The organism is Kitasatospora sp. MMS16-BH015 (assembly GCF_002943525.1).
Taxonomy (GTDB): Bacteria; Actinomycetota; Actinomycetes; order Streptomycetales; family Streptomycetaceae; genus Kitasatospora.
Map to the genome: position 1 here is coordinate 1,742,553 of NZ_CP025394.1, position 23,896 is coordinate 1,766,448.

Genomic DNA, 23,896 nt, shown 5'->3' on the forward strand with positions numbered 1-23,896 from the left:
CATGGACCTCCTTGGTCGTGTCCGCGCCCTGCTCGCCGACCACCCGCCGGCCGGGACGGCACCGCTCGACTTCCTCCGGGCCCGCTTCGACGCGGGTCTGGCCTGGGTGCACTTCCCGGTCGGCCTCGGCGGGCTCGGCCTGGCCCGCTCCGAACAGGCCGTGTTGGAAGCCGAGTTGGCCGCCGCCGGTGCGCCCGACAACAACCCGCGCCGGATCGGCATCGGCCTCGGCATGGCCGCCCCCACCATCCTGCGCTACGGCACCGAGGAGCAGAAGGCCCGCTTCCTGCGCCCGCTCTGGACCGGCGAGGAGGTCTGGTGCCAGCTCTTCAGCGAGCCCGGCGCCGGCTCCGACCTCGCCGCGCTGGCCGCCCGGGCGGTGCTCGGCGAGGACGGGGTCTGGACGGTGGACGGACAGAAGGTGTGGACCTCCACCGCCCACACCGCGCGCTGGGCCATCCTGCTGGCCCGCACCGACCCGGCCGTGCCCAAGCACCGAGGCATCACCTACTTCGTCTGCGACATGACCGACCCCGGCGTGGAGGTCCGCCCGCTGCGCCAGATCACCGGCGAGGCCGAGTTCAACGAGGTCTTCCTGACCGGCGTCCGGATCCCCGACGCCCACCGCCTGGGCGCCGTCGGCGAGGGCTGGCAGGTCGCCCAGACCACCCTCAACAACGAGCGGGTGGCGATCGGCGGCCAGGCCGCCCCGCGCGAGAGCGGCATGATCGGCGTGGTGGCCGAAGTCTGGCGCAACCGGCCCGAGTTGCGCACCCCTGAGCTGCACCAGCGGCTGCTCAAGGGCTGGGCCGACGCGGAGGTCGTCCGCCTCACCGGCGAACGCCTGCGCCAGCAGCTAGCCCTGGGCCAACCCGGCCCGGAGGGCGCCGCGATGAAGCTCGCCTTCGCCCGGCTGGCCCAGGAGTTGAGCAGCCTGGAGCTGGAACTCCTCGGCGAGGAGGGCCTGCACTACGACGACTGGACGATGACCCGCCCCGAGGTCGTCGACTTCACCGGCCGCGAGGCCGGCTACCGCTACCTGCGCGCCAAGGGCAACTCGATCGAGGGCGGCACCTCGGAGATCCTGCGCAACATCATCGCCGAACGGGTGCTCGGCCTGCCCGCCGAACCGCGCGCCGACAAGGACCTGCCCTGGAAGGACGTGCCCCGGTGACCCCCGATCTCCCGACCCCCGACCTGCTCTACTCGGAGGTCGAGGAGGAACTGCGCGCGAGCGTAAGGTCCCTGCTCGACCACCACTGCCGGCCGAACGCCGTGCTGGCCCGCTGCGAGGGCGACCAGCCCTACGACCTCGCCCTCTGGGCCACCCTGGCCGGGCAGTTGGGCCTGGCCGGCCTGGCCGTACCCGAGGAGCACGGCGGCGCCGGCGCGGGCCCCCGCGAAGTCGCGGTGGTCCTGGAGGAGTTGGGCCGCCGGGTCGCTCCGGTGCCGTACCTCGGCAGTGCGGTGCTGGCCACCACGGCGCTGATCGCCTGCGGAGCGGCCGAGGCCCTGCCCGAACTGGCCTCGGGCACCCGGCGGGCAGCGCTGGCCGTGCCGTTCACCACGGCGCCCGGGGCAGCCTTCCCGACCGCCGTCACGGCCGAGGCCGGCACGCTGACCGGACGGGTCACCTCCGTCGCGGACGGGTCGGTGGCCGACCTGCTGGTCGTCCCCGCCATCGGGACCGACGGGCCCGGCCTCTACGCCGTCGAAGTGGGCGGAGCCGGAGTCGAGGTGGTGCGGCGGACCTCGCTCGACCTGACCCGGCCGGTGGCCGACGTGATCCTGGCGGGCGCGGCGGCCCGGCGGTTGGCCGAGGCGGAGACGGCGGTCGCGGCGCTCGACCGGGCCCTGCTCACGGGTGCGGGCCTGCTCGCCTCCGAGCAACTCGGCGTGGCGGAGTGGTGCCTGACCACCACGGTGGCCTACCTGAAGGAACGGCGGCAGTTCGCAAGGCCGTTGGGCTCCTTCCAGGCGCTCAAGCACCGGCTGGCCGACCTGTGGCTGGAGACGGTCGGGGCAAGGGCGGCGGCGCGGTACGCGGCCGACGCGCTGGCCTCCGGCAGCCCGGACGCGGCGGTGGCGGTGGCGCTGGCCCAGTCGCACTGCGGGGCACTCGCCGTACGGGCGGCCGAGGAGTGCATCCAGCTGCACGGCGGCATCGGGATGACCTGGGAGCACCCGGCCCACCTCTACCTGAAGCGGGCCAAGGCCGACCAACTCGCTTTGGGTACACCGGGTTTCCATCGAGCGGCGCTCGCCGAATTGGTGGCGCTCGGGGCGTGAACCACTGGGGGCGCGGGGAACTGCGCGATCAACCGTCCACGTACGTAGTGGGCTGGTCGCGCAGTTCGCCGCGCCCCCGGCATGCTGCCCCAGTAATGGTTACCCGATCACGAGACGACCGGTGGTGCGTCCCTCGGCGACACGGGCCACTGCATCGGCCACCTCTTCGAACGGCACTCGCTCGCTGACCAACGGCCGGACAACTCCCTTGGCGGCGAGCGCAGTCAACTCGGCGTGAGCCTCCCGCACGGCCGCCGGGTCCTTCGTCACGTACAACCCCCAGTGCAGGCCGAGGATCGAGTAGTTCTTCACCAGCGCGTGGTTGAGCGGCGGCGCCGGGATCGAGCCGCCCGCGAAGCCGACCACCACGATCCGGCCCTCGAAGGCCACGCACTTGGCCGACCCGGTGTAGGCATCCCCGCCCACCGGGTCGAAGACCACGTCGGCCCCGCGTCCGCCGGTGGCCTCCTTCACCGCCGCCACGAAATCGGCCGAACGTCGGTCGATGACCACATCGGCGCCCAACTCCCGCGCCACGGCGGCCTTCTCGGCCCCGCCGACCACGCCGATCACCGTCGCCCCGGCCGCCTTGCCGAGTTGGACGGCGGCGCTGCCGACGCCCCCGGCCGCGGCGTGGACGAGGAGCGTCTCGCCGGCGCGGATCCGGGCCCGGCGGTGGAGGGCGAACCAGGCGGTCTGGTAGCCGATGTGGAGGGCGGCGGCCTCGGCGTCGTCCAGTGACTCGGGGGCCGGGAAGAGGTTGTCGGCCGCCATCAGCGCGTACTCGGCATAGGCACCGGCCGGCAGCACCGGGGTGCCGATCACGCGCTGCCCGGTGCCGACCACCTCGCCGCAGAGCTCCAGACCCGGGGTGAACGGGAGCGGGGGCCGGAGCTGGTAGTGGCCCCGAGTGAGCAGGGCGTCGGGGAAGTTGACGGCGGCGGCCCGCACCCGGACCAGCACCTGGCCCTCGCCGGGCTCGGGCTGCGGCACGTCCTCGTGCAGCCGGAGCACCTCGCGCGGCTCGCCCAGCTCGCCCACCTGCCAGGCCCTCATGCCGGGCCCTCCTTCTGCTCGATGGTCTGCTGGAGGCGGTTCATGCCGTCGATCCAGCGGTCGGGGGTGGTGGCGCGGGCCGCGTAGTACTCGGCCACCTCGGGGTGCGGGAGGATCAGGAACTCCTCGGCGGTGACGGCGCGCAGGGCGGCCCGGGCCGCGTCGGCGGGCTCGATGGCCGTCGGGGTGAGCAGCACCTCGCCGGCCGTGCCGGTGGCGGCGAGCATCCGGGTGCGGACGCCCTGCGGACAGAGCGCGTGCACCCGCAGGCCGCGGTGGCGGTAGGTGGCGGCCAGCCACTCGGCGAAGGCCAGGGCGCCGTGCTTGGTGACGGCGTAGGGGGCGGCGCCGAGCATGGTGAGCAGGCCGGCGGCGGAGACGGTGGCCAGGAAGCGGCCCGAGCCGCGCTCCAGCCATTCGGGGAGCAGCTGTTCGGCGGCGCGGACGTGTGACATCACGTTGACGTCCCAGGCGGTGGCCCAGGCGGCCGGGCCCGCGTCGGGGCCGCCGCCGGTGCCGATGCCCGCGTTGGCGCAGTAGGTGTCGATGCCGCCCAACTCGGCTCGGGCGTGGGCGAGTAGAGCGGCGATGCCCTCGGTGGAGGCGGCGTCCCCGGGGTGGGCGAGGCCGCCGATCCGGTCGGCGACGGCCCGGGCGGCCTCGGCGTCGAGGTCGTTGACCAGGACGCGGGCGCCCTCGGCGGCGTACGCCTCGGCGAGGGCCGCACCGATGCCGTGGCCGGCCCCGGTGACCACCACGCGCTCACCGGCGAAGGCCCCGGTCACAGGCCACCGCCGAGCGTCACGCCGCCGTCGACCACCAGGGTCTGGCCGGTGATCCAGGCGGCGTCCTCGGAGAGCAGGAAGGCGACGGCGCCCGCCACGTCCTCGGGCAGGCCGAGCCGCTTGAGCGGGTAGGCGCGGCTGACCTTCTCCTCGCGGCCCTCGTACAGCGCCTCGGCGAACTTGGTCTTCACCACGGCGGGGGCGACGGCGTTGACCCGGATGTCGGGGCCGAGGTCGGCGGCCAGCTCCATGGTGAGCCGGATCAGCGCGGCCTTGCTGACGCCGTACATGCCGATGCCGGCCGAGGAGCGGATGCCCGCCACGGAGGCGACGTTGACCACGGCGCCGCCGTGCTCGCCCATCCAGGCGGCGTGGGCGCGGCGGGTCCAGGCCAGCGGGGCGAGCACGTTGACGGCCATGATCTTGGCGGCCACGGCCGGGTCGGTGTCCAGCACCGGGCCGTAACTCGGGTTGATGCCGGTGTTGTTGACCAGCAGGTCGAAGCGGCCGAAGGCCTCCAGGGTGCGGCTGACCGTCTCCTCCTGGTGGGCCGGGTCATCCGACTTGCCGGCCACGGCGATCGCGTGGTCGGGGCCGCCGAGCTCGCGGACGACCTCGGCCAGGGCCTCCTCGCCCCGGGCGGTGACGCAGACCTTGGCACCGCGCTCGACCAGCTCGCGCGCGATGCCGAGGCCGATGCCCCGGCTCGCTCCGGTGACCACGGCCACCTTGCCCTTGAACGAAGGCGTCATCGCCAACTCCTCTCATCCTGACTAAGCGCTTGCTTAGCATGTTGGGCCCGGGTCACACTGTCAACAGCCCGGCCGGGCCCGTCTGGGAGGATGAGCGCCATGAGTGATCAAGCAGCAGCCGCCCTCTGGCCCGAGGCCGCCGCCGGCACCACGGGCGAGCGCACCGAGACGGCCCGGCGCCTGCTGCTGGCCGCCGTCGACTCCTTCGCCCGGCGCGGCTACCACGCCACCACCACCCGCGACATCGCCACGGCCGCCGGGATGAGCCCCGCCGCGCTCTACATCCACTACCCCTCCAAGGCGGCCCTGCTTTCCGAGATCAGCCGGGCCGGCCACCAGGCCACCCTCGACCTGGTGCTGGCCGCCGCCGCGAGCCCCGGCGGCCCGACCGTCCGGATGCGCAAGCTGATGGAGAGCTTCACGCTCTGGCACGCCCGGGCCCACACCGTCGGCCGGATCGTCAACCACGAGCTGCACGCCCTGCCGCCCGAGGAGTTCGAGGTGGTGGCCGAGCTGAGACGCCAGATCGAGGAGACCGTCCGCGCGGTCATCTGGCAGGGCGTGGCGGCCGGCGTCTTCGACGTGCCGGACATCCGCACCGCTGCCCGGGCCGTCACCTCGCTCGGCATCGACGTCTCCCGCTGGTACACCGACCGCAGCACCGAGACCCCCGAGGAGCTCGGCCGCCGGTACGCCGTCCTGGTGCTGCGGATGCTTGGCGCCAAGGGCTGACCCCGCGGCCGGCTGCCCCTCTGACCGGCCGACCCGGCCTACAGTCTGACGAACTGACAACCCCATCGGACGGCACCCTTCCCCACCTCGATCGACTTAGGTTAGGCTCACCTAAGTCGAACCCGAGGAGGACGGACACCCATGCCCGCACACCGCCCCACCGCAGCCGAACGCGCCCGCACCCTGGTGGCCCACGCCTCCTCCGTGGTCCTGGACCTCCCCGGCATCGACCTCACCGAGCGCCCCGGCCCGCCCCCGCTGGTCAGCTGTGCCGTACTGCCCGGCCCCGGCGCCACCCTCGCCGTCCTGGTCGAGCGCTCCTCCCCGCTGCACCGGATCACCGCCCTGGCCCGGGCCGAGGAGATCCCCGGCGAGCTGGACGTGGTGGACGTGGCCCCCGTCGCCCTGCCGCACCGGATCCGTGCCCGGCTCGGCGCCCAGGGCCGGCTCAGCCCGCTGCCCGCCACCGCCGAGGAGCTCGACCGCCTCTTCCCGCCGCACCTCTTCCCGCACCGCGCCGGAGGCTCCCACGCGCTGCTCCGGTTCGAGCTCGACCACCTGGCCGTGGAGGACCTCTGGGGCAGTGACTGCTGCATCGGCCTCGCCGCCTTCACCGCCGCCCGTCCGGACCCGGTCGCCGCCGAGGAGGCCGGCCTGCTCCAGCACCTGGCGAGCACCCACCCCGAGCAGCTCGACCTGCTGGCCGCCCAGGCCCTGGACCACCCGGACGGCCCCGGCCCCTTCCCGGTCACCGCCGTCCGCCCGGTCGCCCTCGACCGCCACGGCCTGCGGGTCCGCCTGATCGGCGAGCAGCACGTCACCGACGCTCGGTTCGACTTCCCCCACCCCCTTACCGGCCCCGAGCAGCTCCCCGACGCGATGCACCGCCTCTTCGCGCACGCCCTCCGCTGAGAGCCCACCCATGTGAGCGCGCACATCCCGAGCGCCGAGCGCCGAGCGCCGAGCCCCGAGCCCCGGCCGTCAGCGGCCGTTCGGGGCGATCACCGAGAAGTGGCCGCCCTCCGCGTCCCGGAGCCGGGCCGTCCGCCCGTACGGGGAGTCGGCCGGAGCCTCGGCCACCTCGCCGCCCAGCTCCACCGCCCGGACCGCCGCCCGGTCGGTGTCGGTCACCGAGAAGAAGACCTCCCAGTGCGGCGCGATGTCCTCAGCCCGGCGCAGCGCCGCCACGCTCCGGCCCTCCGAGCGCAGCGCCACCCGCTCGTGCTCGTACCGGACCTCGAACCGGGCCGGGTCACGCCCGTCCCACTCGAAGACCTCTCCGTAGAACAGCGCCGAGGCGAACGGGTCGCTCGCCCGCAGTTCGATCCAGACCGGCGCGCCGGGCGAGTCCACCCAGGTGGCGCAGCCGAGCTCGCCCTCCCAGACGCCGAACGCGGCGCCGTACGGGTCGGCCGCCAGGGCCAGCCGCCCGGTCTCGAAGGCCAGCGGGCCCACCGCAAGGGTGCCGCCGCTCTCCCGGATCCGGTCGGCGGTGGTGTCGGCGCTCTCCGTCCCGAAGTAGGTGGTCCAGGCGACCGGCGGCTGCCAGTCCCCCTCCAGGGTGCCGATCCCGGCCACCTCCACCCCGTCCACCACGGCCCGCAGGTGCGGCCCCCAGCGGTCCGCCCCCGGTTCGAACTCCCACCCCAGCAACGGTCCGTAGAACTCCCGCGCGGTCTGCGTGTCGCGCGCCATCAGGCTCACCCAGCACGGCGCGGCGGGCACGCACCGCACCTCGACGGTCTGTCCGCTCAAGGTGACCACTCCCTCCGGTCCGGAACGGGCCCAGCCTAGCCCTGGTGCGTGTACGGCGGGCCCGTGCCACCGTGGAGCTGGACCGAATGGCAGAGCCGAGGAAGTGGTTGGCGATGGGCGGCGCGTACGTCGTGGTGGGCGCGGGTCTGGCCGGGGCGAAGGCCGTGGAGACCCTGCGGGAGGAGGGGTTCGACGGACCGCTGGTGCTGATCGGCGCGGAGGCGGAACGGCCCTACGAGCGGCCGCCGCTCTCCAAGGGGTACCTCCAGGGGAAGGCCGGACGGGAGACCGTCTTCGTGCACCCACCCGAGTGGTACGTCGAGCACCGGGTGGACCTGCGCACCGGCGTCACCGTCACCGAGATCGACCGCTCCGGCCACACCGTCCGGCTGGACGGCCGCAGCCTGGTCGGCTACCAGAAGCTGCTGCTGGCCACCGGCGCCGAACCGCGCCGGCTGCCCGTGCCCGGCGGCGACCGCGCGCTGCTGCTGCGCACCCTGGGCGACAGCGAGCGGCTGCGGGCCGGCTTCCGGCGCGGCGCCAAGCTGGTGGTGATCGGCGCGGGCTGGATCGGTCTGGAGGCCGCGGCCGCCGCGCGGGAGGCGGGGTGCGAGGTCACCGTGCTGGAGGCCGCCGCGCTGCCGCTACTGCGGGTGCTCGGCCGGGAGGCGGCCGAGGTCTTCGCCGAGCTGCACCGCGCGCACGGCGTGCGGATGCGCTTCGACGTGCGGGTCAGCGAGCTGACCGAGCGGGGCGTGCTGCTCGGGGACGGCGAACTGGTCGAGGCCGACACCGTGCTCGCCGGGGTCGGTGTGGCCCCGCGCACCGAACTGGCCGAGGCCGCCGGGCTGACCGTGCAGAACGGCATCCGCACCGACGCCCGGCTGCGCACCTCCGACCCGGACGTCTACGCCGCGGGCGACGTGGCCAACGCCGACCACCCGCTGCTGCGCCGCGCCGTCCGGGTCGAGCACTGGGCCAACGCGCTGCATCAGCCGCGCACCGCCGCCCGGGCGATGCTCGGCCAGGACGCGGTCTACGACCGGGTGCCGTACTTCTTCACCGACCAGTACGACCTCGGCATGGAGTACACCGGTTACGTCGAACCGGGCGGCTACGACCGGGTGGTCTTCCGGGGCGACGTGGACGGCCGCGAGTTCATCGCGTTCTGGCTCGCCCAGGGCCGGGTGCTGGCCGGCATGAACGTCAACGTCTGGGACGTGACCGACCCGATCCGTGCCCTGGTCCGCAGCGACCGGGCCGTGGACCCGGCCCGGCTGGCCGACCCCGACGTGCCGCTGGACGAGGTCTTCGAGCAGGGCTGAGCCCGCCGGCCCCGGCTACGGATTCAGCCGTTCTTGAGTTCGCGGTGGGCCTTGGTGAGCAGCTGCATCGCCAGCTCGTTGAGGGCCCGCGCACCTGCCACCTCCTCGCCCACCCTGGCCTGCGGGCGGTCGTCGTGGTGCCGGGTGCTGTAGCCGTTGGCCCGCAGCTCGGAGCCGTCGGACAGGCAGACCATCGCGGCGGCCTTGGTGCGGTCGCCCTCCTCCTCGAACTCCAACTCCACGTGCCAACCGACGAGTGTGTGCATCATCGCCGCCACCTCCGCATCCATCGGGTCACCGGACGGCGTTCACTCCCCAGCCTGCGCCGCCCGGCCCGCCATTTCCACCGCCGCCCCACCCCGAGAGGTTCGCCGCCGTGCCGCTGACCTACCCCGAGCGGGGCGCGAGCGCCCGGCCGGGCCCGCTGCCGAAGGGCTACCACCACCTGCGGCACCGCGCCCGGCTCGGCCACGGGCGGGCCGCGTTCGAGCGGGCCGGGGCCGCGCTGACCGGATGGGCGGTGCACCGGGGCGCCGGGGTGCGGATCGCGGCCGGAGCCGCCCGGGCCGAGCCCGGGGTGACGGTGGACGGCGAGCTCCGGGCGGGGCCGCTGCGTTTCCCCGCACCCTGCGAGGTGGTCTGGAGCACGGCCGAGCCGAACCGGATCGGCTTCGCCTACGGCACTCGGCCGGGGCACCCCGAGTGCGGCGAGGAGTCCTTCCTGATCGAGCTCGACCCGGACGGCTCGGTCTGGTTCACCATCGCCGCCTTCAGCCGCCCGGCCCGCTGGTACACGCGGCTGGCCGGCCCGCTCACCCCGCTGGCCCAGCGCCTGATCGCCCGCCGCTATGCCCGCGCGGCCCGCCGGCTGGCCGGGTAGAGCGCGAAGGAGACCTCACCGGGCTGGGTGGTCAGCCGGGCCACCGGCCGGGCCCGGGCAGAGCGGTGCCAGTGTGCTCGATGGTCGTCCCGAGGATCCCTGACTGTCGGGAGGGCGGTTGCGTTGCCGTGTTCGCGACCGGGACGGTGAGCAGCAGGCGGGCCGAGGTGTCGGTGGTGCGGATCTCGAAGTGGTCGATGGCGGTGGGGGGCAGGGCGGTGCCGCCGGTGGTGTGCAGGGTCTCGTAGGGGGTGGCGGGGAGGGACCAGGTGGTCACGGTCTGGTGGGCGCCCTGCGGGGAGACGGCGACCAGGTCGCAGGTGAGCGGGCCCTGGAGGGTGCCGAGGGAGAGGGTGAGGGTGATCGCGCTGCCCCAACCGGCCGGCGTGACACCGACGGTGGCCGCGACGCCGGTGGCCGGGTCGGTGGCGGAGTACTGGGCGGCGACGGCCACCGCGGTGGGGGCGGGCGAGCCGGCGGTGACCGCGAGGGTGGCGGCCGGGCCGCCGATGACCAGGACGGCGGCGGCCGCTACCAGGGTGAGGCGGCGGCGCCGGGTGCGGCGGCGGGCGGCCGCGACCTCGCCGATCAGCCGGTCGAGCAGGCGGGGGCTCGGCACGGGGGTGCGGATCGGCTCGCCGGCCGTCCTGAGTTCGGCCAACAGGTCTGTGGTGGCGGCGAGTTCGGGGAGTTCGGCGGTGCAGGACGGGCAGTCGGCGAGGTGCCGCTCGAAGGCGTCCCGCTCGGCCGGGGCGAGCAGCCCGAGCAGGTACGGGCCGAGGTCGGTGTGCGGGCCGCCCGGCGCGGCGGGGTGCTCCGGCACGGTGGGGTGCGAGGTCATGAGGTCACTCCTCGTTCCTCCAGGGCGAGCCGCAGGGCGCGCAGGGCGTAGTGGGCGCGTGAGCGGACCGTACCGGCCGGGATGCCGAGGCGTTCGGCGGCCTCGGCCGCCGTGCTGCCGCGCAGGTAGGTCTCCACCAGCACCTCCCGGTGGGCCGGGGTGAGGTCGTCCAGGGCCTCCGAGATGGTCATCAGCCGCAGGGCGCGGTCGAGTTCGTCGGCGGCGGGCAGCAACTCCAGCGGGGCGTCGGAGACTTCGTGCGGCCGGGCCTGGCTCCCCCGGTGTCCGTCGATCACGATCCGCCGCGCCACGGTGACCAGCCAGGGCCGCACCGAGGGCCCGGAGGTGTCGAGCCGGTCGATGTGCCGCCAGGCCCGGAGCAGCGTCTCCTGCACCACGTCCTCGGCCCGCTGCCGGTCACCCGCCACCAGCCGGGAGACGAACCCGAGCAGCGGGCCGGCGTGCTCCCGGTACAGGGCACGCATCAGCTCCTCGTCCGGCCCCGCACCGGACTCCGCCCGGCCACCGAAGCGCTCCTCGGTCACGGCGCCATCCTCGCGCACGCGGTCCTCCTGGTCGAGACGGGTGGGGTGGACGGGACTGATGAACAGGACTGATGAACGGGTGCGGCCGGTCAGTAGCCCGGCACGGTGCTCGGCGTGGCGGCGGCCGCCTTCTGGCCGGTCGGGGTCACCGCCCACCAGCTGCCGCCGACGCCCTGGCCCTTGGTGTCGCCGGGCTTGGTGTCGGGGGCGTAGCGGTAGAGCGGCCAGCCGGCCAGGGTGAGCTGCTTGCTGCCGTCCGGGCGGGTCACGGTGCCCACCAGCGACTTGTCGATGCCCTGGACCTGCGGGTCGGCGGTGGCGGGGACCGGGGGCCAGAGGCTCGCGCAGGCGTCGGTGCAGTGCGAGGCCGAGGGGCCGGCGGTGTCACTGTCGAAGCGGTAGAGGGTGAAGCCGGCACTGTCGGTGACCACTGTGCCGAGGGTGCCCGAGGCGGCCGTCCTCAGCGCGATCCCGCCGGCGGGGGTCGAGACTCCCGAGCCGCCGGAGGCGCTGGAGCTCGCCGGCGGGGCCGGGCTTGCCGTGGAGTGCGAGGAGCCGGAGCTGCCGCAGCCCGCCACCAGCGCGGCGGCGGCGACCCCGGCGGCGGCGTACAGCCGCAGGCGGCGCGGGACGGTTCTGGTCGACATGGCAGGGACCCCCAAGCGGTGGAGTGGGGCGCGCCGGCCGCGCCCGCTCACCCCCTGGTACGCAGCGCCCGGCCGGAGTGTTCACCGGGAGTGCGGAATAGTCGGGTGTCCGCCGCGGTTGACGGGGAACGGACAGAGCAGATCCGGGCCATCCGGTCGACCGAGAGGGCAGGTACCCCGATATGAGCACCGTCGAGCTGACCACGGCGAACTTCGACGAGGTCGTTCCGGGCCCGGAGGGCAAGCAGTTCGTCTTCATCGACTTCTGGGCCGGGTGGTGCGGGCCGTGCATGCGGTTCGCCCCGGTCTACGAGAAGGCGGCGGAGAAGCACCCGGATCTGGTCTTCGCCAAGGTCAACACCGAGGCCCAGCAGGAGCTCGCGGCCGCCTTCGGCATCCAGTCCATCCCCACCCTGGCGATCATCCGCGAAGGTGTCCTGGTCTTCTCCCAGGCCGGCGCCCTCCCCGAGGCCGCCCTGGAGGACCTGATCGGCCAGGCCCGCGGCCTCGACATGGCCGAGGTCCACGCCAAGGTCAAGGCCGAGGCCGCCGCCCAGGGCTGACCCGCCCGACACACCCGGAGGGGGTGGGAGCCGCCAGCGCGGCTCCCACCCCCTCCGGCGCGTCCGGGTGTCCGTCAGCGGCCGAGGCCGGCGAGGAGCAGGCGGAGGGCGAGGTCGAAGCCGCGGTCGTCGAGGGTGCCGGGGCGGGCGGTGGAGGCTTCGAGGGCGGTGGCGAGGGCGGGGTAGGCGGGGGCGTAGTCGGCCGGGGGGAGGGTGAAGCCGGCGGTGAAGGTCTCCAGGGCCGAACCGAGCACGAGGTAGTCGAGGGCGGCGGCCGCCTCGGCCGCGTCGGCGGGGGTCAGGCCGGCGCGGGCGAGGGCGGCCAACAAGGTCTCGTAGCCGAGGAGTTGGCGTTCGGCGCCGACTCGACGGCGGGCCAGCAGGGCGATGGTGTGCGGGTGCCGCAGGAAGGCGGCACGGTAGCCCCGGGCGTACACGGCCAGCCCCTCGCGCCAGGGCAGCGGGGAGTCAGCGGCCAGCGCGCCGAGGTCGATCTCGGCGTTGACCAGTTCGGCCAGCCCGTCGAGTATGTCCTCCCGGCCGCTGACGTGGTTGTAGAGCGAGGCGGCCTTGACGCCGAGCCGCTCGGCGACGGCCCGCATGGTGAGGCCGTCCGAGCCCTGCTCGTCGACCAGGTCGAGGGCGGCCCGCGCGATGTTCTGCCTGCTCAGCACTGCCCTGCTCGGTCGCCCCACGGCCCGCCCCTCCGGTCTGCCCAACGCCCGGGTCACGTTACAGCCTGGTGTCGACCCCTTCCGCCATCGGCCGGGGGCCGGTACGGTCCCTGACTAACAAAGTTAGTTTTATCGCCGGGCTCCCTCCCCGGTCCCATCCCCCACGGCACAGGCAGGTGGACGCGCATGGCCCACACCCCTCCGGAGACCAGACCCCAGGGCGACGCCGACCGGCTCGCCGCGCTCGGCTACCGCCAGGAGCTGCGCCGCAGCCTCGGCATCCTGGGCAACATCTCGATGGGCTTCGCCGTGGTCTCCCCCGTGGTCGGCCTGTACACGGTGGCCCAGCTGGGCCTGGGCGTGTTCGGCGGCGCCTGGGTCTGGGCGCTGCCGGTCTGCCTGCTCGGCCAGCTGCTGGTGGTCTGCGTCTACTCCGAGCTCGCCTCGCAGTGGCCGCTGGCCGGCGGCGCGTACCAGTGGACCCGCCGGCTCACCGGCCCCACCTTCGCCTGGCTGAGCGGCTGGATGTGGCAGTTCGCGGTGATGTTCGCCAACACCACGGTGGCCTACCTGGCCGCGCCCTGGTTCTTCGCCCTGTTCGGCGTGACCCCCACGCCCGCCGAGCTGGTGCTCACCGCCGCCGCCTTCCTGATCGGCTGCACCCTGGTCAACGCGTACGGGATCAACCTGCTGCGCTGGTTCGTCTCGCTCGGGATCGCCGCCGAGGCGGTCGCCTCGGTGCTGGTCACCCTCGCGCTGCTGCTGTTCTTCCGGGCGCACGGCTTCGGGCTGCTGCTCGACACCCTCGGCGCGCCGGCCACCACCGGCACCGGTGGGTTCTCGGCCTTCCTGGCCGTGGTGGCCGTCGGCGGCTGGGCGTTCATCGGCTTCGACGCCTGCGTCTCGACCGCCGAGGAGACCAAGGACGCCGCCCGCCAGGTGCCCCGGGCGATGCGGTGGGCCCTGCTGAGCGTCGGCACGGCGGTGATCCTGAGCGCGGTCTCGATCACCCTGGCCCACCCGGACCCCTCGGCCGTCTCCCAGGGCACCGACCTCGACCCGGTGACCACGGCCGTCACCACCGGGCTCGGCGGCTGGGCCGACAAGCCGTTCGTCGTGGTGGTGCTGATCAGCTTCGCCGCCTGCCTGATGGCCAGCCAGGGCGGGGCCGCCCGCGGGCTCTACTCGCTGGCCCGGGACGGGGTCTTCCCGTGGTCCGCCCAGGTGCGCCGGGTCAACCGGCACCAGGCGCCGATCGGCGGCCTGGTCGCCGCCACCCTGGTGAGCTGCGCCGCGCTGCCGCTCGGTCTGAAGACCGCCGCCATGGGCAGCCTGATCACCTTCGGCACGGCCGCCACCTTCCTGCCGTTCTTCCTGCTCTCCCTCGCCGCGCTGATCGCCCGGCTGCGCGGCAGCTGGCAGCCGGCCGGGCTGGTCTCCTTCGGCCGCTGGGGCACCGTGCTGAACCTGCTGGCCACGCTCTGGACCGGCCTCGAGGTGGTCAACATCTGCTGGCCGCGCACCATCCTGGCCCCGCCCGGCGCACCCTGGTACCAGGTCTGGGCCGCCCTGCTGGGCGTGGGCCTGGTGACCCTGGCCGGCTGCGGCTACCTGCTGGCCCGCCGCCCGCAGCGCCTGATGCGCGGCCCGGCCGCCGAGCGGCCGGACACCGAAGGGCTCGCCCCGGCCGTGATCTGAGCCACCCGCACCACCCGCGACCCGCCTGCGCGGCCTGACCGCTGATAAGGTCGCGCAGTTCTCGGACGTTCGTGTTCGATCCAACTGAGCGGAGCACCACCCATGCGCAGCGGCGCAGCGGCGGCCGTCGGGGCGGGCCTGGTCGCCGCCGCCCTGACCGGTTGCACCCAGCACACGGCGGGCCCGGCCCGGCCGAGCCCCACGGCCACCGCCTCGCCGAGTGCCTCGGCCACCCCCGCCAGGGTGCTCGCCGCCGGCCTGGTGGCCGGCGACTGCTTCACCACCCGGGGCAAGGGCTACCTCGACGTGCAGCGGGTGGACTGCGCGCAGCCGCACGACGGCGAGGTGTTCGGCCGGGCCAGGTTCGAGACGACGGAGTTCCCGTCCGCCGACCTGCCGCCGGAGCAGGAGCTGCACTCTACGGCGGCGGTCGAGTGCGCCGACGCGTTCGGTCAGTTCGCGGTCGACAGCTGGGCCCTGCCCGACACCGTCCGGCTGGTGTACGCCTACCCGGACCGGCCCGGCTGGCACGAGTGGAGCAGCCGCCAGGCCGCCTGCGTCCTCACCGACACGAACGGTCCGCGGACCGGCAGCCTGCGGGAGGACCCGAGCCGGTTCACCCAGGACCAGCTCACCTTCCTCGAGACCGAGAACGGCCTGGACGGCGTGCTGCGGCAGACCGCTCAGGACAAGGACCTGGCGCAGAACCCGACCTGGGGCCGGCTGCTCCGTCAGGCTGCCGCCAGTACGGCCACCAGCCTGGAGGAGTGGCCCTGGCCCGCGGCGGCCGCCCCGGCGGTCAAGGCGCTCAGCGCCCGCCTGCGGGAAGCCGAGGGCCACCTGACGGCTGCAGCGAACATGCGCAGCCCCGAGGCCCGCAAGCAGGAGACCGACGCGGCCCTCGACCAGCTCACCCACGCCCCGGTCGGCCCGGTCCGCGCCGCCCTCGGCCTGACCACCGAGCCCCGCTCCACCGACGTCCCGGCCGCCCTCGGCGACACCTGAGCCCGACCGGCCCCACCCCGAGCCGGGTCCCCGCCCCGCCGTGGCACCCACCCCCGCCGACACGCCCGACCCCTCGGCGGTGGCGGTACGGCAGGGGCGTGAACTTCCCGGCGGGGCGGGGGCCGGTTCGCCGGGATGGGATGGTGCGTGTCCTATCCCTTGCGACATGACACCTCGTCGGAGACTCCTCGCAGCCGCCGCCTCGCCGCTGCTCGCCCTGGCCCTGGCCGCTCCCGTCGGAGCGGCCCCTTCGCCGCAGCACCGGGTCGTGGTACCCGGCACCCACCCGGCCTGGGCTCAGGCCTCGGCCGACCTCGGACCGGTGGGGGCCAACGCGCCCGTCACCGTGCGGATCTACCTGGCCGGCCAGGACGAGGCGGAGCTGACGGCCTTCGCCCAGGCCGTCTCCGACCCGCACTCCACCCACTACCGGCACTTCCTGACGCCCCAGCAGGTGCGCGAGCGGTTCGGGCCGAGCCCCGAGCAGACCGCCTCGGTGCACCGCTGGCTCAGCTCCGCCGGGCTGACGATCAGCCGGCAGACCGACCACTACCTGGTGGCCGAGGGCACCGCCGAGCAGGCCCAGCGGGCCTTCGCCGTGCAGCTGCACTCCTTCCGCCGGGAGGCGCACACCTACCAGGCCCCGGTCGGCGAGGCCTCGGTGCCGGCCGAGGTGGCCTCGGCGGTGCTCGCGGTGCACGGGCTCAACACCGCCCCGCACCAGGTGCACCACGGCTCGGGCGCCAACCGCCCGGCCGCCGCCCGCTCGGTGCCGCAGGACACCCTGCCCGGCCCGGCCCCGGCCTTCGTCAACTCCGGCCCGTTCTCCTCCTACTACGGCGAGAAGCCGGCCACCGGCACCCCCGAGGCGTACGGCCAGGTGCAGCCGTACGTGATCCAGGGCTATGACGGCGCCCGGCTGCGCTCGGCGTACGGCGCCTCGGCCACCGGGCTGACCGGGCAGGGCGTGACGGTCGCGATCGTCGACGCCTACGACTCGCCGACCCTGGACCAGGACACCGCCACCTACGCGGCCGCCCACGGCGACGCCCCGTACGCCCCGGGCCAGTTGATGCACGACGACCCGGCCGAGTGGACGCACACCCAGGCCCCGACCGACGCCGACCCGACCGGCTGCGGCGCCCAGGGCTGGTACGGCGAGCAGACCCTGGACGTGGAGGCCGTGCACGCGGTGGCCCCCGAGGCCGGCATCCAGTACGTGGGCGCCGCCTCCTGCCAGGACCCGGACATGATCGACGCGCTGCGCCGGGTGGTCGACGGGCACCTGGCCGACATCGTCAGCAACTCCTGGGGCGAGGCCGAGAACGCCAGCGACCCCGCGCTGGACCCGGTCTACCAGCAGATCTTCCACTGCGGCGCGGCCGAGGGCATCGGCTTCTACTTCTCCAGCGGCGACGACGGCGACGACCTGGCCAGCACCGGCACCAAGCAGACCGACATGCCCGCCTCGCTCGACTCGGTGACGGCCGTCGGCGGCACCGCGCTCGGCCTGGACCAGGACGGCGCGTACTCCTTCGAGACCGGCTGGGGCACGCTCAAGGCACCGCTCTCCTCGGACGGCACGAGCTGGACGAACTTCCCCGGCGCCTTCACCAGCGGGGCCGGCGGCGGCACCAGCGGCCGGGTCAAGCAGCCCTCGTACCAGCGCAAGGTGGTGCCCAGGTCGCTCTCCGGGGCGAACGGCGGCCGCAACCGGGTGGTGCCGGACATCGCGGCGGTGGCCGACCCGAACACCGGCTTCCTGGTCGGACAGACCCAGACCTTCCCGAACGGCGAGGCGCGCTACTCCGAGTACCGGATCGGCGGCACCAGCCTGGCCGCCCCGGTGATCTCGGGCCTCCAGGCGCTGGCCCAGCAGGCGTCGGGCAAGCCGATCGGCTTCGCCAACCCGGCGATCTACCAGCGGTACGGCAGCAGCGCCTTCCACGACGTCACCGACCAGCCCTTCGGCCCGGACCACGACCTGGCCGAGGTGCGGGTGGACTTCGTGAACGGCGTGGACGCGAGCCAGGGCACGGTGACCTCGCTGCGCAGCCTGGGCAAGGACTCCTCGCTGCACGCCGTCGAGGGCTACGACGACGTGACCGGGGTCGGCACCCCCACCGCCGACTACCTCACCTCCTACGCCGAGGCCCCGAAGCACTGAGGCCCAAGCACTGAGGTACGTGGGAGGACCGGTCCCTCGGGCGACACACCGCCCGAGGGGCTGGCCGGTCGGCACCGGCTCACAGCAGGATGGTGCTGCCCGCGACCCGGCCAGGCCGGGTCCCCTCGGAACGAGAGTGAGCAGCAGCCATGGAGTCGCAGACCTACGACGTGGTGGTGCTCGGCGCCGGGCCCACCGGGGAGAACCTGGCCGACCGGACCAAGGCGGCCGGCCTGAGCACCGTCGTGGTGGAGAGCCAGCTGGTCGGCGGCGAGTGCTCGTACTGGGCCTGCATGCCGAGCAAGGCGCTGCTGCGCCCCGCCGCCGCGTTGGCCCACGCCCGGGCGCTGCCCGGCGCCAAGCAGGCCGCCGCCGGGGAGCTGGACGTGGCCGCCGTACTGGCCCGGCGGGACGAGTTCACCTCACACTGGCACGACGAGGGCCAGGTCTCCTGGCTCGACTCGGTCGGCATCGACCTGGTCCGCGGCCACGGCCGCCTCGCCGGGGAGAAGGCCGTGCTGGTGGACGGCGAGCGGCTGCTGACGGCCCGCCACGCCGTCGCCGTGTGCACCGGCAGCCGCGCGGCCCTGCCACACACCCCCGGCCTGGCCGAGGCGCACCCGTGGACCAGCCGGGACGCGACCAGCGCGGCCGAGGTGCCGCCCCGGCTGGCCGTGGTCGGCGGCGGGGTGGTGGCGGTGGAGATGGCCACCGCCTGGAACGCGCTCGGCTCCCGGGTCACCCTGCTGGTGCGCGGCTCCGCCCTGCTCGACCGGATGGAGCCCTTCGCGGGCGAGCTGGTGGCCGCCGGGCTGGCCGAGGCCGGGGTGGAGCTGCGGTTCGGCGTCTCGGTCGAGGCCCTGCACCGGGACGGCGGCCCGGTCACCCTGACCCTCTCGGACGGCGGCACGCTGGAGGCCGACCAGGTGCTGTACGCCACCGGCCGGGCCCCGCGCACCGACGACATCGGCCTGGAGACGGTGGGCCTGACCCCCGGCTCCTGGCTGGAGGTGGACGAGAGCTGCGCCGTCACGGGCGTGGCGGGCGGCTGGCTGTACGCGGCGGGCGACGTCAACCACCGGGCGCTGCTGACCCACCAGGGCAAGTACCAGGCCCGGATCGCCGGCGCGGCGATCGGCGCCCGGGCGGCCGGCACCCCGCTGGACACCGCGCGCTGGGGCCGGCACGCCGCCTCGGCCGACCCGGCCGGCCCACCGCAGGTGGTCTTCACCGAACCGGAGGCCACCGCCGTCGGCCTCTCGCTCGCCGAGGCCGAGCGGGCCGGGCTGCGGGTGCGGGCCGTCGACCACGACCTCGGCCAGGTCGCCGGAGCCTCGCTCTACGGCGACCACTACCGGGGCCGGGCCCGGCTGGTGGTCGACCTCGACCGCGAGGTACTGGTCGGCGCGACCTTCGTCGGCCCCGGAGTGGCCGAACTGCTGCACTCGGCCACGGTCGCGGTGGTCGGCGAGGTGCCGATCGCCCGGCTCTGGCACGCGGTGCCCGCGTACCCGACGGTCAGCGAGGTCTGGCTGCGACTGCTGGAGACCCTGCGGGGCTGAGCGGCCTCTCGTGGCTGAGCGGCCCGGCTCCGCCGTGGGTCTCGGTGGTGCTGCCGCGCGTCTCGGTGCGGGTGTCGGTGGGTGGGAGCAGACTGGCGGCGACAGCTGGTGTCCGTTTCCACCCGTTCCACCCGAGGTGAGCTTCATGTCCGAAGTCCTGTTGGCGGTCGGCACCCAGAAGGGGCTCTTCCTGGCCCGCAGCACCGACCGGGAGAAGTGGGAGCTCACCGGCCCGCACTTCCCGATGAACGCGATCTACTCGGTGGCCGTCGACCGCCGCGGCGAGCGGCCCCGGCTGCTGGTCGGGGCGGACAGCAGCCACTGGGGTCCCTCGGTCTGGCTCTCCGACGACCTGGGCGAGACCTGGGAGGAGCCGACCACCCCCGCCGTGCGCTTCCCCGAGCACACCGGCACCTCACTGGAGCGAGTGTGGCAGCTCCATCCGGCCGGCCCGGAGGCCCCCGGCGTGGTCTACGCGGGCACCCAGCCCGCCGCACTCTTCCGCTCCACCGACGGCGGCCGGCACTTCACCCTGGACGAGACGCTCTGGGCCCACCCGCAGCGGGCCGAGTGGGCGGCCGGCTTCGGCGGCCAGGGCCTGCACACCATCCTGACCGACCCCCGGGACGCCTCGGCCGTCACCGTCGCGGTCTCCACCGGCGGCGTCTACCGCACCACCGACGGCGGCGGCAGCTGGCACCCCGTCAACACCGGCATCCGGGCGGGCTTCCTGCCGGACGAGTACCCGGAGTTCGGCCAGTGCGTGCACAAGGTGGCCGCCGACGCCACCGACCCGAGCCGGCTCTACCTGCAGAACCACGGCGGGGTCTACCGCAGCGACGACGACGGCGCCCACTGGCAGGACATCGGCGCCGACCTGCCCGCCACCTTCGGCTTCGGCCTGGCCACCCACCCCCGCCGGGGCGGCACCGCCTACCTCTTCCCGCTGGACGCGGACTACGCCCGCCTCCCGGTCGAGCGCCGCTGCCGGATCTTCCGCACCCAGGACGCCGGCGCCACCTGGCACCCGCTCAGCACCGGCCTGCCCGCCGAGGACCACTACGGCGTGGTGCTGCGCGACGCCCTCTGCACCGACGACGCCGACCCGGCCGGGGTCTACTTCGGCAACCGCAACGGCGAGGTCTACGGCAGCCGGGACGACGGGGACAGCTGGCAGCTGATCACCTCGCACCTGCCGGACGTGCTCTGCGTCCGCGCGGCGGAGCTGGGCTGAGCTCGGCCGAGCCGCCCATGCCGGGTCCGAGCACGTCCGGGCGCGTTGCCGAGCACGTCCGGCCGCGTTGCCGGGCACGTCCGGGCACGCCCGGGCGCGTCGCCGGGCGCGTCCGATCGGTGGACTGCGCGAGGGCGCGGCTCGCATCCGCGAGGGCTCGGCAGGGCACCCACTGGCAGCTGCCACGAGTGCTCTGAGCAGCGGAAACCACCCGTCTAGGGTGGGCGGCGACCGGACATCCGAATCGCGCTCCCGTCCCTCGGGAGCCCGTGCGAAGTGGGGATCCACCATGGCCATGAGCATCCGCAACCAGCTGCCCGGCACCGTCACCACGGTGACCACCGGCGAGGTCATGGCGACCGTGAAGGTGTGGCTGACCGGCGGCCTCGAGCTCACCGCCGCCGTGACGGTGGACGCCGTCAAGGAGCTCGGCCTGCACGCCGGCTCCGCCGTGCACGCCCTGGTCAAGTCCACCGAGGTCGCCCTCGCCACCGGCCCGGTGCCCGGCCTGAGCATCCGCAACCAGCTCCCGGGCACCGTCACCGAGGTGACCACCGGCGGCGCGATGGCCGGCGTCAAGGTCACCGTGGACGCGGGCGAGCTCACCGCCGCCATCACCGCCGAGGCCGCCGACGAACTCGGCCTGGCCGCCGGCACCCCGGTGGTCGCCCTGATCAAGTCGACCGAGGTCTCCCTCTCGGCCTGACCCCGGTCTGACGCACCATCCCGTCGATCGCCCCCTCCCGTCGCGGCGGTTTCCAGGGGGCGATCGCGTACCCGGCCAGGGTGAGGTGAGGTGGGTTACCGGGCTCAGGCGCAGGCCGCCGCCTCCGCCAGCCGGACGGCGGTGATGCCGCTGACGTACCGGGCCCCGCAGACGTCGGTCGGGACGACCAGCTGCGGCCCCTCCGCGTCCAGCGGGCGGCCGTCCATGGTGGTGGCGAGCAGGATCGGCTGGGCACCGAAGTCCGGGTCGAACTCGGCCCAGGAGACCACCACGAGGTGACCGTCGGCACCGGTCACGGCCACCAGGTGGCGGAGCCGCTGCTTGCGGCCCTTGAAGTCCACCAGCGGCCGGGCCGCCCGCAGCACGTCCCAGAGCAGCGCTCCCTCGAAGACGTGCCGCTGCGGGCCGGCCGAGAGGCAGTCGAAGCTCACCTCGGCCCGGTGCTCGGGCAACGCCCGCAGGTGCGCCATGGTCAGCTCGACCGGCTCCTCGAACCGTCCGTGCAGCAGGACCGCCCCGGCGGTGACGGTGGTGTCCATCGTTCGCGTGCCCCTTCCCGGCGCCGCCCGCGCGGCACCGCACTGGCGATACCCGAGCAGACCACGTGCCACTCGCTTCCGCCACCTTTTCAGCGAATCCCACCAGCAGCTGCGATGACAGATGACTCTATCTGCTCGCAACTGCCGATCAGTCAACTGGCCGGAGCGCCGGAGTCGCCCGCCCACCCCCGACCCACCCCTGGTCGATCCACCAAAAAGTCCCGACCGGACTATCTCTTGCATTTACGATGCTTCAGCCCACCTTTCCCTCGCTCAAGCGAGGGCAGGATCGGCGCGGCGCACAAGGAGCGAGACATGATCGTCGGGGACCTGCTGGAGTTGGACGGCCTGCACATCGGGCTCGCCTGGGGCACCTCGGACCTGCTGGGCCGCCAGGTCACCGGGGTCACCTCCACTGACCTGCAGGACCCGGCGCGCTACCTCCAGCCCGGCAAACTGGTGCTGAGCGGGTTGGTCTGGTGGCAACCGGAGGAGAGCTCGGCCGCCCTCCGCTTTGCCACCTCGCTGCGCAGCGCCGGGGTGGCCGCCCTGCTGGCCGGCGAGGGCACCCACGGCCGGGTGCCCGACAGCCTGGTGGCGGCCTGCCGCACCCACGCGATCCCGCTGCTCTCGGTACCGCCCGGCACCAGCTTCCGGACCGTCACCGACCGGGTCCACCTCCGGCTCTGGGGCGGCCTGCACGGCGGCACCGAGGAGGTCTCCCCACTCCCGGAGGCGGCCCGCCGCGAACTCCTCGCCCTGCTGCACGAGGACGGCCCGCTGGAGACCGTACTGACCACCGCCCTCACCCACGCTGTGACCACCCTCGGCCTGCCCGACTGCTCCGTCCACACCGGCAGCGGCCGCCTGCTCGCCACCTCTTCTCCCCCGGACGCCGCCGAGGCCACCCCCCGTACGGCCACCCTCGGTACGGCCACCGGCACCCGCGGCGCCGCCCATCGCCTCGACCCGGCCCCGCGCCGGGGCAGCGGCGGGCCGGCCGAACGGCTGGCGATCGGGCCCACGGGCGAGACCCCGTTCGACGGCTGGCTGCTGCGCCCGCACACCGACCCCGGGCCGGCCGCGGCGACCGTCCTCGGTGCGCTCGCCGAACTGCTGGCCCCGCTCGCGGCACGGGCCCGGACCGGCGCGGCGGCGCAGCGGCAGAGCGCGGCCCGGTTGCTGCGACTGCTCGCCGAGGACGGCCCGGGGCTCGCCGAGGCGCTGGCCTCCTGCGGGTTGCCGACCGATGTGCCGTTGATCCCCGTGACGGCCCGGATCGACGGCCCGAACGGTGCCCCGGCCGACCCCGCTTCGGCCGTGGCCGCCCTCGCCGAGGCCCTGCACCAGCTGGGCCTCCCCTTCGCCGTCGGTCCGGACGCCGCCGGCGGCGCCACCGCCCTGGTGGCCGCTCCCCGGGTGACCGCACCCTTGGCCACCGCCCACCCGGGCCCGGCCGCCGGTCACGGAAAGCCCGCTGCTTCCAGAGCAGTCACCTTTTCTGAAAGCAGCCGTGTTTCCGGAAAGTCCACAGCTTCCGGAAATGCCCTCCCCTCCCGAACGGGCACTCCCGCCGACAAGGCCGCCGCGCCCGCCGTCCTGACAGCCCGGCTGCGCCTGCTCTGGCCCGCACTCCAGGGGCGGCTGCCGCAGCGACGGGTGCTCCGGGCCGGGGTCGGGCCGGCCGTGGCGCCGAACGGGCGGGAGCTGCGGGCGGCACTGGTCGAGGCCGGCTACGCGCTGGCGGCGGGCGGTACGGGCGGGGGCAAGGCGGGCACGGCGGTCGGCAGCAGCGGTGAGCTCAGCTCACTCGCGGCGCTGCTGCGCGGGCTGCCCGGCGAGGTGACCCGGACCTTCCATGCCCGGCTGCTGGCCCCGCTGACCGCGCACGACCGCGAGAACGCCGTCTCGCTGCTCGGCACCCTCGACACCTTCCTCGACCACGACGGCTCCTGGGCCCGCACGGCGGAGGCCCTGCACATCCACGTCAACACGGTGCACTACCGGATCCGCCGGATCGAGGAGCTGACCGGCCGCAGCCTCAGCCTCTTGGAGGACCGGGTCGACCTCCGCGCGGCCCTGCTCTGCGCGCCCTGACCACGCCGGTCGGCGCCCGTCCG

24 protein-coding genes are annotated in these 23,896 nt (G+C 74.7%); 14 read left to right on the forward strand and 10 right to left on the reverse strand.

Annotation, left to right across the window (positions count from 1 at the left end; all coding sequences use genetic code 11):
- The first annotated feature begins 1 nt into the window (after position 1).
- A complete protein-coding gene (locus CFP65_RS07465) occupies positions 2-1,174 on the forward strand; it encodes an acyl-CoA dehydrogenase family protein (RefSeq protein WP_104815342.1) in 1,173 nt (390 codons plus the stop codon).
- Positions 1,171-2,289: an acyl-CoA dehydrogenase family protein gene (locus tag CFP65_RS07470; protein ID WP_104815343.1), complete on the forward strand. Its 1,119-nt coding sequence runs from the start codon at positions 1,171-1,173 to the stop codon at positions 2,287-2,289. The genes CFP65_RS07465 and CFP65_RS07470 overlap by 4 nt, the downstream gene beginning before the upstream one ends.
- 99 nt (positions 2,290-2,388) lie before the next feature.
- Here CFP65_RS07470 and CFP65_RS07475 read toward each other — a convergent pair whose 3' ends face one another.
- From CFP65_RS07475 to CFP65_RS07485, 3 genes are read right to left on the reverse strand one after another with little or no spacing between them, the layout of a single operon-like run.
- Entirely contained in the window at positions 2,389-3,345 is a 957-nt protein-coding gene (locus CFP65_RS07475) for an NADPH:quinone oxidoreductase family protein (protein WP_104815344.1), read from the reverse strand.
- Positions 3,342-4,130, reverse strand: coding sequence for an SDR family oxidoreductase (locus CFP65_RS07480; protein ID WP_104815345.1), 789 nt, complete (start codon positions 4,128-4,130; stop codon positions 3,342-3,344). Before CFP65_RS07480 ends, CFP65_RS07475 begins: the two co-directional genes overlap by 4 nt.
- Positions 4,127-4,882 (reverse strand): SDR family oxidoreductase, encoded by a 756-nt coding sequence (locus CFP65_RS07485; RefSeq protein ID WP_104815346.1) that lies wholly within the window; start codon positions 4,880-4,882, stop codon positions 4,127-4,129. The genes CFP65_RS07480 and CFP65_RS07485 overlap by 4 nt, the downstream gene beginning before the upstream one ends.
- 99 nt (positions 4,883-4,981) lie before the next feature.
- Here CFP65_RS07485 and CFP65_RS07490 point away from each other — a divergent pair, with 99 nt between their 5' ends.
- Together CFP65_RS07490 and CFP65_RS07495 are read left to right on the forward strand one after the other, a co-directional pair.
- Positions 4,982-5,614 carry a TetR/AcrR family transcriptional regulator gene (locus tag CFP65_RS07490; protein WP_104815347.1) on the forward strand — a complete coding sequence of 211 codons (633 nt, stop codon included), beginning with the start codon at positions 4,982-4,984 and terminating at the stop codon, positions 5,612-5,614.
- Between the two features lie 141 nt (positions 5,615-5,755).
- A complete protein-coding gene (locus CFP65_RS07495) occupies positions 5,756-6,526 on the forward strand; it encodes a DUF2470 domain-containing protein (protein ID WP_104815348.1) in 771 nt (256 codons plus the stop codon).
- Between the two features lie 69 nt (positions 6,527-6,595).
- Here the strand turns inward: CFP65_RS07495 and CFP65_RS07500 are convergent, their stop codons facing one another.
- Entirely contained in the window at positions 6,596-7,369 is a 774-nt protein-coding gene (locus tag CFP65_RS07500; protein ID WP_254552279.1) for a VOC family protein, read from the reverse strand.
- Positions 7,370-7,455: 86 nt separating this feature from the next.
- Between CFP65_RS07500 and CFP65_RS07505 the strand changes: the two genes are divergently transcribed.
- Positions 7,456-8,694 (forward strand): NAD(P)/FAD-dependent oxidoreductase, encoded by a 1,239-nt coding sequence (locus CFP65_RS07505; RefSeq protein ID WP_254552280.1) that lies wholly within the window; start codon positions 7,456-7,458, stop codon positions 8,692-8,694.
- A 23-nt stretch (positions 8,695-8,717) separates the two neighbouring features.
- Here CFP65_RS07505 and CFP65_RS07510 read toward each other — a convergent pair whose 3' ends face one another.
- A complete protein-coding gene (locus CFP65_RS07510) occupies positions 8,718-8,963 on the reverse strand; it encodes a DUF1876 domain-containing protein (protein ID WP_174805513.1) in 246 nt (81 codons plus the stop codon).
- 107 nt (positions 8,964-9,070) lie between these two features.
- Between CFP65_RS07510 and CFP65_RS07515 the strand changes: the two genes are divergently transcribed.
- A complete protein-coding gene (locus CFP65_RS07515; protein ID WP_104815350.1) occupies positions 9,071-9,574 on the forward strand; it encodes a DUF1990 family protein in 504 nt (167 codons plus the stop codon).
- A 31-nt stretch (positions 9,575-9,605) separates the two neighbouring features.
- Here CFP65_RS07515 and CFP65_RS07520 read toward each other — a convergent pair whose 3' ends face one another.
- The 3 genes from CFP65_RS07520 to CFP65_RS07530 all read right to left on the reverse strand — a co-directional run bounded on the left by CFP65_RS07520 (position 9,606) and on the right by CFP65_RS07530 (position 11,607).
- On the reverse strand, positions 9,606-10,415 hold the full coding sequence (locus CFP65_RS07520; RefSeq protein WP_104815351.1) for an anti-sigma factor: 810 nt from the start codon (positions 10,413-10,415) through the stop codon (positions 9,606-9,608).
- On the reverse strand, positions 10,412-10,978 hold the full coding sequence (locus tag CFP65_RS07525) for a sigma-70 family RNA polymerase sigma factor (protein ID WP_104815352.1): 567 nt from the start codon (positions 10,976-10,978) through the stop codon (positions 10,412-10,414). The genes CFP65_RS07520 and CFP65_RS07525 overlap by 4 nt, the downstream gene beginning before the upstream one ends.
- 71 nt (positions 10,979-11,049) lie before the next feature.
- Positions 11,050-11,607, reverse strand: coding sequence for a hypothetical protein (locus tag CFP65_RS07530; protein WP_104815353.1), 558 nt, complete (start codon positions 11,605-11,607; stop codon positions 11,050-11,052).
- A gap of 182 nt (positions 11,608-11,789) precedes the next feature.
- Here CFP65_RS07530 and CFP65_RS07535 point away from each other — a divergent pair, with 182 nt between their 5' ends.
- Positions 11,790-12,170 (forward strand): co-chaperone YbbN, encoded by a 381-nt coding sequence (locus tag CFP65_RS07535; RefSeq protein ID WP_104815354.1) that lies wholly within the window; start codon positions 11,790-11,792, stop codon positions 12,168-12,170.
- A gap of 74 nt (positions 12,171-12,244) precedes the next feature.
- On the opposite strand, the gene CFP65_RS07540 is transcribed toward CFP65_RS07535, so the two are convergent.
- Positions 12,245-12,844 (reverse strand): TetR/AcrR family transcriptional regulator, encoded by a 600-nt coding sequence (locus tag CFP65_RS07540; RefSeq protein WP_254552281.1) that lies wholly within the window; start codon positions 12,842-12,844, stop codon positions 12,245-12,247.
- A 186-nt stretch (positions 12,845-13,030) separates the two neighbouring features.
- Between CFP65_RS07540 and CFP65_RS07545 the strand changes: the two genes are divergently transcribed.
- From CFP65_RS07545 to CFP65_RS07570, 6 genes are all read left to right on the forward strand, one after another.
- Positions 13,031-14,542 (forward strand): APC family permease, encoded by a 1,512-nt coding sequence (locus tag CFP65_RS07545; protein WP_104815356.1) that lies wholly within the window; start codon positions 13,031-13,033, stop codon positions 14,540-14,542.
- A 102-nt stretch (positions 14,543-14,644) separates the two neighbouring features.
- A complete protein-coding gene (locus CFP65_RS07550) occupies positions 14,645-15,547 on the forward strand; it encodes a septum formation family protein (protein ID WP_104815357.1) in 903 nt (300 codons plus the stop codon).
- A gap of 166 nt (positions 15,548-15,713) precedes the next feature.
- Complete coding sequence (locus tag CFP65_RS07555; protein WP_104815358.1) at positions 15,714-17,714, forward strand: protease pro-enzyme activation domain-containing protein; 2,001 nt, start codon at positions 15,714-15,716, stop codon at positions 17,712-17,714.
- 149 nt (positions 17,715-17,863) lie between these two features.
- Positions 17,864-19,276, forward strand: a complete 1,413-nt coding sequence (locus CFP65_RS07560) for an NAD(P)/FAD-dependent oxidoreductase (protein ID WP_104815359.1) — start codon at positions 17,864-17,866, stop codon at positions 19,274-19,276.
- Between the two features lie 145 nt (positions 19,277-19,421).
- Positions 19,422-20,510 (forward strand): sialidase family protein, encoded by a 1,089-nt coding sequence (locus CFP65_RS07565; RefSeq protein ID WP_104815360.1) that lies wholly within the window; start codon positions 19,422-19,424, stop codon positions 20,508-20,510.
- Between the two features lie 289 nt (positions 20,511-20,799).
- Positions 20,800-21,216: a molybdopterin-binding protein gene (locus CFP65_RS07570; RefSeq protein ID WP_104815361.1), complete on the forward strand. Its 417-nt coding sequence runs from the start codon at positions 20,800-20,802 to the stop codon at positions 21,214-21,216.
- 104 nt (positions 21,217-21,320) lie between these two features.
- On the opposite strand, the gene CFP65_RS07575 is transcribed toward CFP65_RS07570, so the two are convergent.
- A complete protein-coding gene (locus CFP65_RS07575; protein ID WP_158702081.1) occupies positions 21,321-21,776 on the reverse strand; it encodes a molybdopterin-dependent oxidoreductase in 456 nt (151 codons plus the stop codon).
- A 315-nt stretch (positions 21,777-22,091) separates the two neighbouring features.
- Between CFP65_RS07575 and CFP65_RS07580 the strand changes: the two genes are divergently transcribed.
- On the forward strand, positions 22,092-23,873 hold the full coding sequence (locus tag CFP65_RS07580) for a PucR family transcriptional regulator ligand-binding domain-containing protein (RefSeq protein WP_158702082.1): 1,782 nt from the start codon (positions 22,092-22,094) through the stop codon (positions 23,871-23,873).
- Positions 23,874-23,896 lie beyond the last annotated feature (23 nt).

Coding starts and splice junctions, on each gene's coding strand:
- CFP65_RS07580 (WP_158702082.1), top strand. CDS start 22,092: ATGATCGTCGGGGACCTGCTGGAGTTGGACGGCCTGCACATCGGGCTC.
- CFP65_RS07560 (WP_104815359.1), top strand. CDS start 17,864: ATGGAGTCGCAGACCTACGACGTGGTGGTGCTCGGCGCCGGGCCCACC.
- CFP65_RS07475 (WP_104815344.1), bottom strand. CDS start 3,345: ATGAGGGCCTGGCAGGTGGGCGAGCTGGGCGAGCCGCGCGAGGTGCTC.
- CFP65_RS07465 (WP_104815342.1), top strand. CDS start 2: ATGGACCTCCTTGGTCGTGTCCGCGCCCTGCTCGCCGACCACCCGCCG.
- CFP65_RS07545 (WP_104815356.1), top strand. CDS start 13,031: ATGGCCCACACCCCTCCGGAGACCAGACCCCAGGGCGACGCCGACCGG.
- CFP65_RS07485 (WP_104815346.1), bottom strand. CDS start 4,882: ATGACGCCTTCGTTCAAGGGCAAGGTGGCCGTGGTCACCGGAGCGAGC.
- CFP65_RS07520 (WP_104815351.1), bottom strand. CDS start 10,415: ATGACCTCGCACCCCACCGTGCCGGAGCACCCCGCCGCGCCGGGCGGC.
- CFP65_RS07575 (WP_158702081.1), bottom strand. CDS start 21,776: ATGGACACCACCGTCACCGCCGGGGCGGTCCTGCTGCACGGACGGTTC.
- CFP65_RS07565 (WP_104815360.1), top strand. CDS start 19,422: ATGTCCGAAGTCCTGTTGGCGGTCGGCACCCAGAAGGGGCTCTTCCTG.
- CFP65_RS07550 (WP_104815357.1), top strand. CDS start 14,645: ATGCGCAGCGGCGCAGCGGCGGCCGTCGGGGCGGGCCTGGTCGCCGCC.
- CFP65_RS07495 (WP_104815348.1), top strand. CDS start 5,756: ATGCCCGCACACCGCCCCACCGCAGCCGAACGCGCCCGCACCCTGGTG.
- CFP65_RS07505 (WP_254552280.1), top strand. CDS start 7,456: ATGGCAGAGCCGAGGAAGTGGTTGGCGATGGGCGGCGCGTACGTCGTG.
- CFP65_RS07555 (WP_104815358.1), top strand. CDS start 15,714: ATGACACCTCGTCGGAGACTCCTCGCAGCCGCCGCCTCGCCGCTGCTC.
- CFP65_RS07490 (WP_104815347.1), top strand. CDS start 4,982: ATGAGTGATCAAGCAGCAGCCGCCCTCTGGCCCGAGGCCGCCGCCGGC.
- CFP65_RS07570 (WP_104815361.1), top strand. CDS start 20,800: ATGGCCATGAGCATCCGCAACCAGCTGCCCGGCACCGTCACCACGGTG.
- CFP65_RS07535 (WP_104815354.1), top strand. CDS start 11,790: ATGAGCACCGTCGAGCTGACCACGGCGAACTTCGACGAGGTCGTTCCG.
- CFP65_RS07530 (WP_104815353.1), bottom strand. CDS start 11,607: ATGTCGACCAGAACCGTCCCGCGCCGCCTGCGGCTGTACGCCGCCGCC.
- CFP65_RS07510 (WP_174805513.1), bottom strand. CDS start 8,963: ATGATGCACACACTCGTCGGTTGGCACGTGGAGTTGGAGTTCGAGGAG.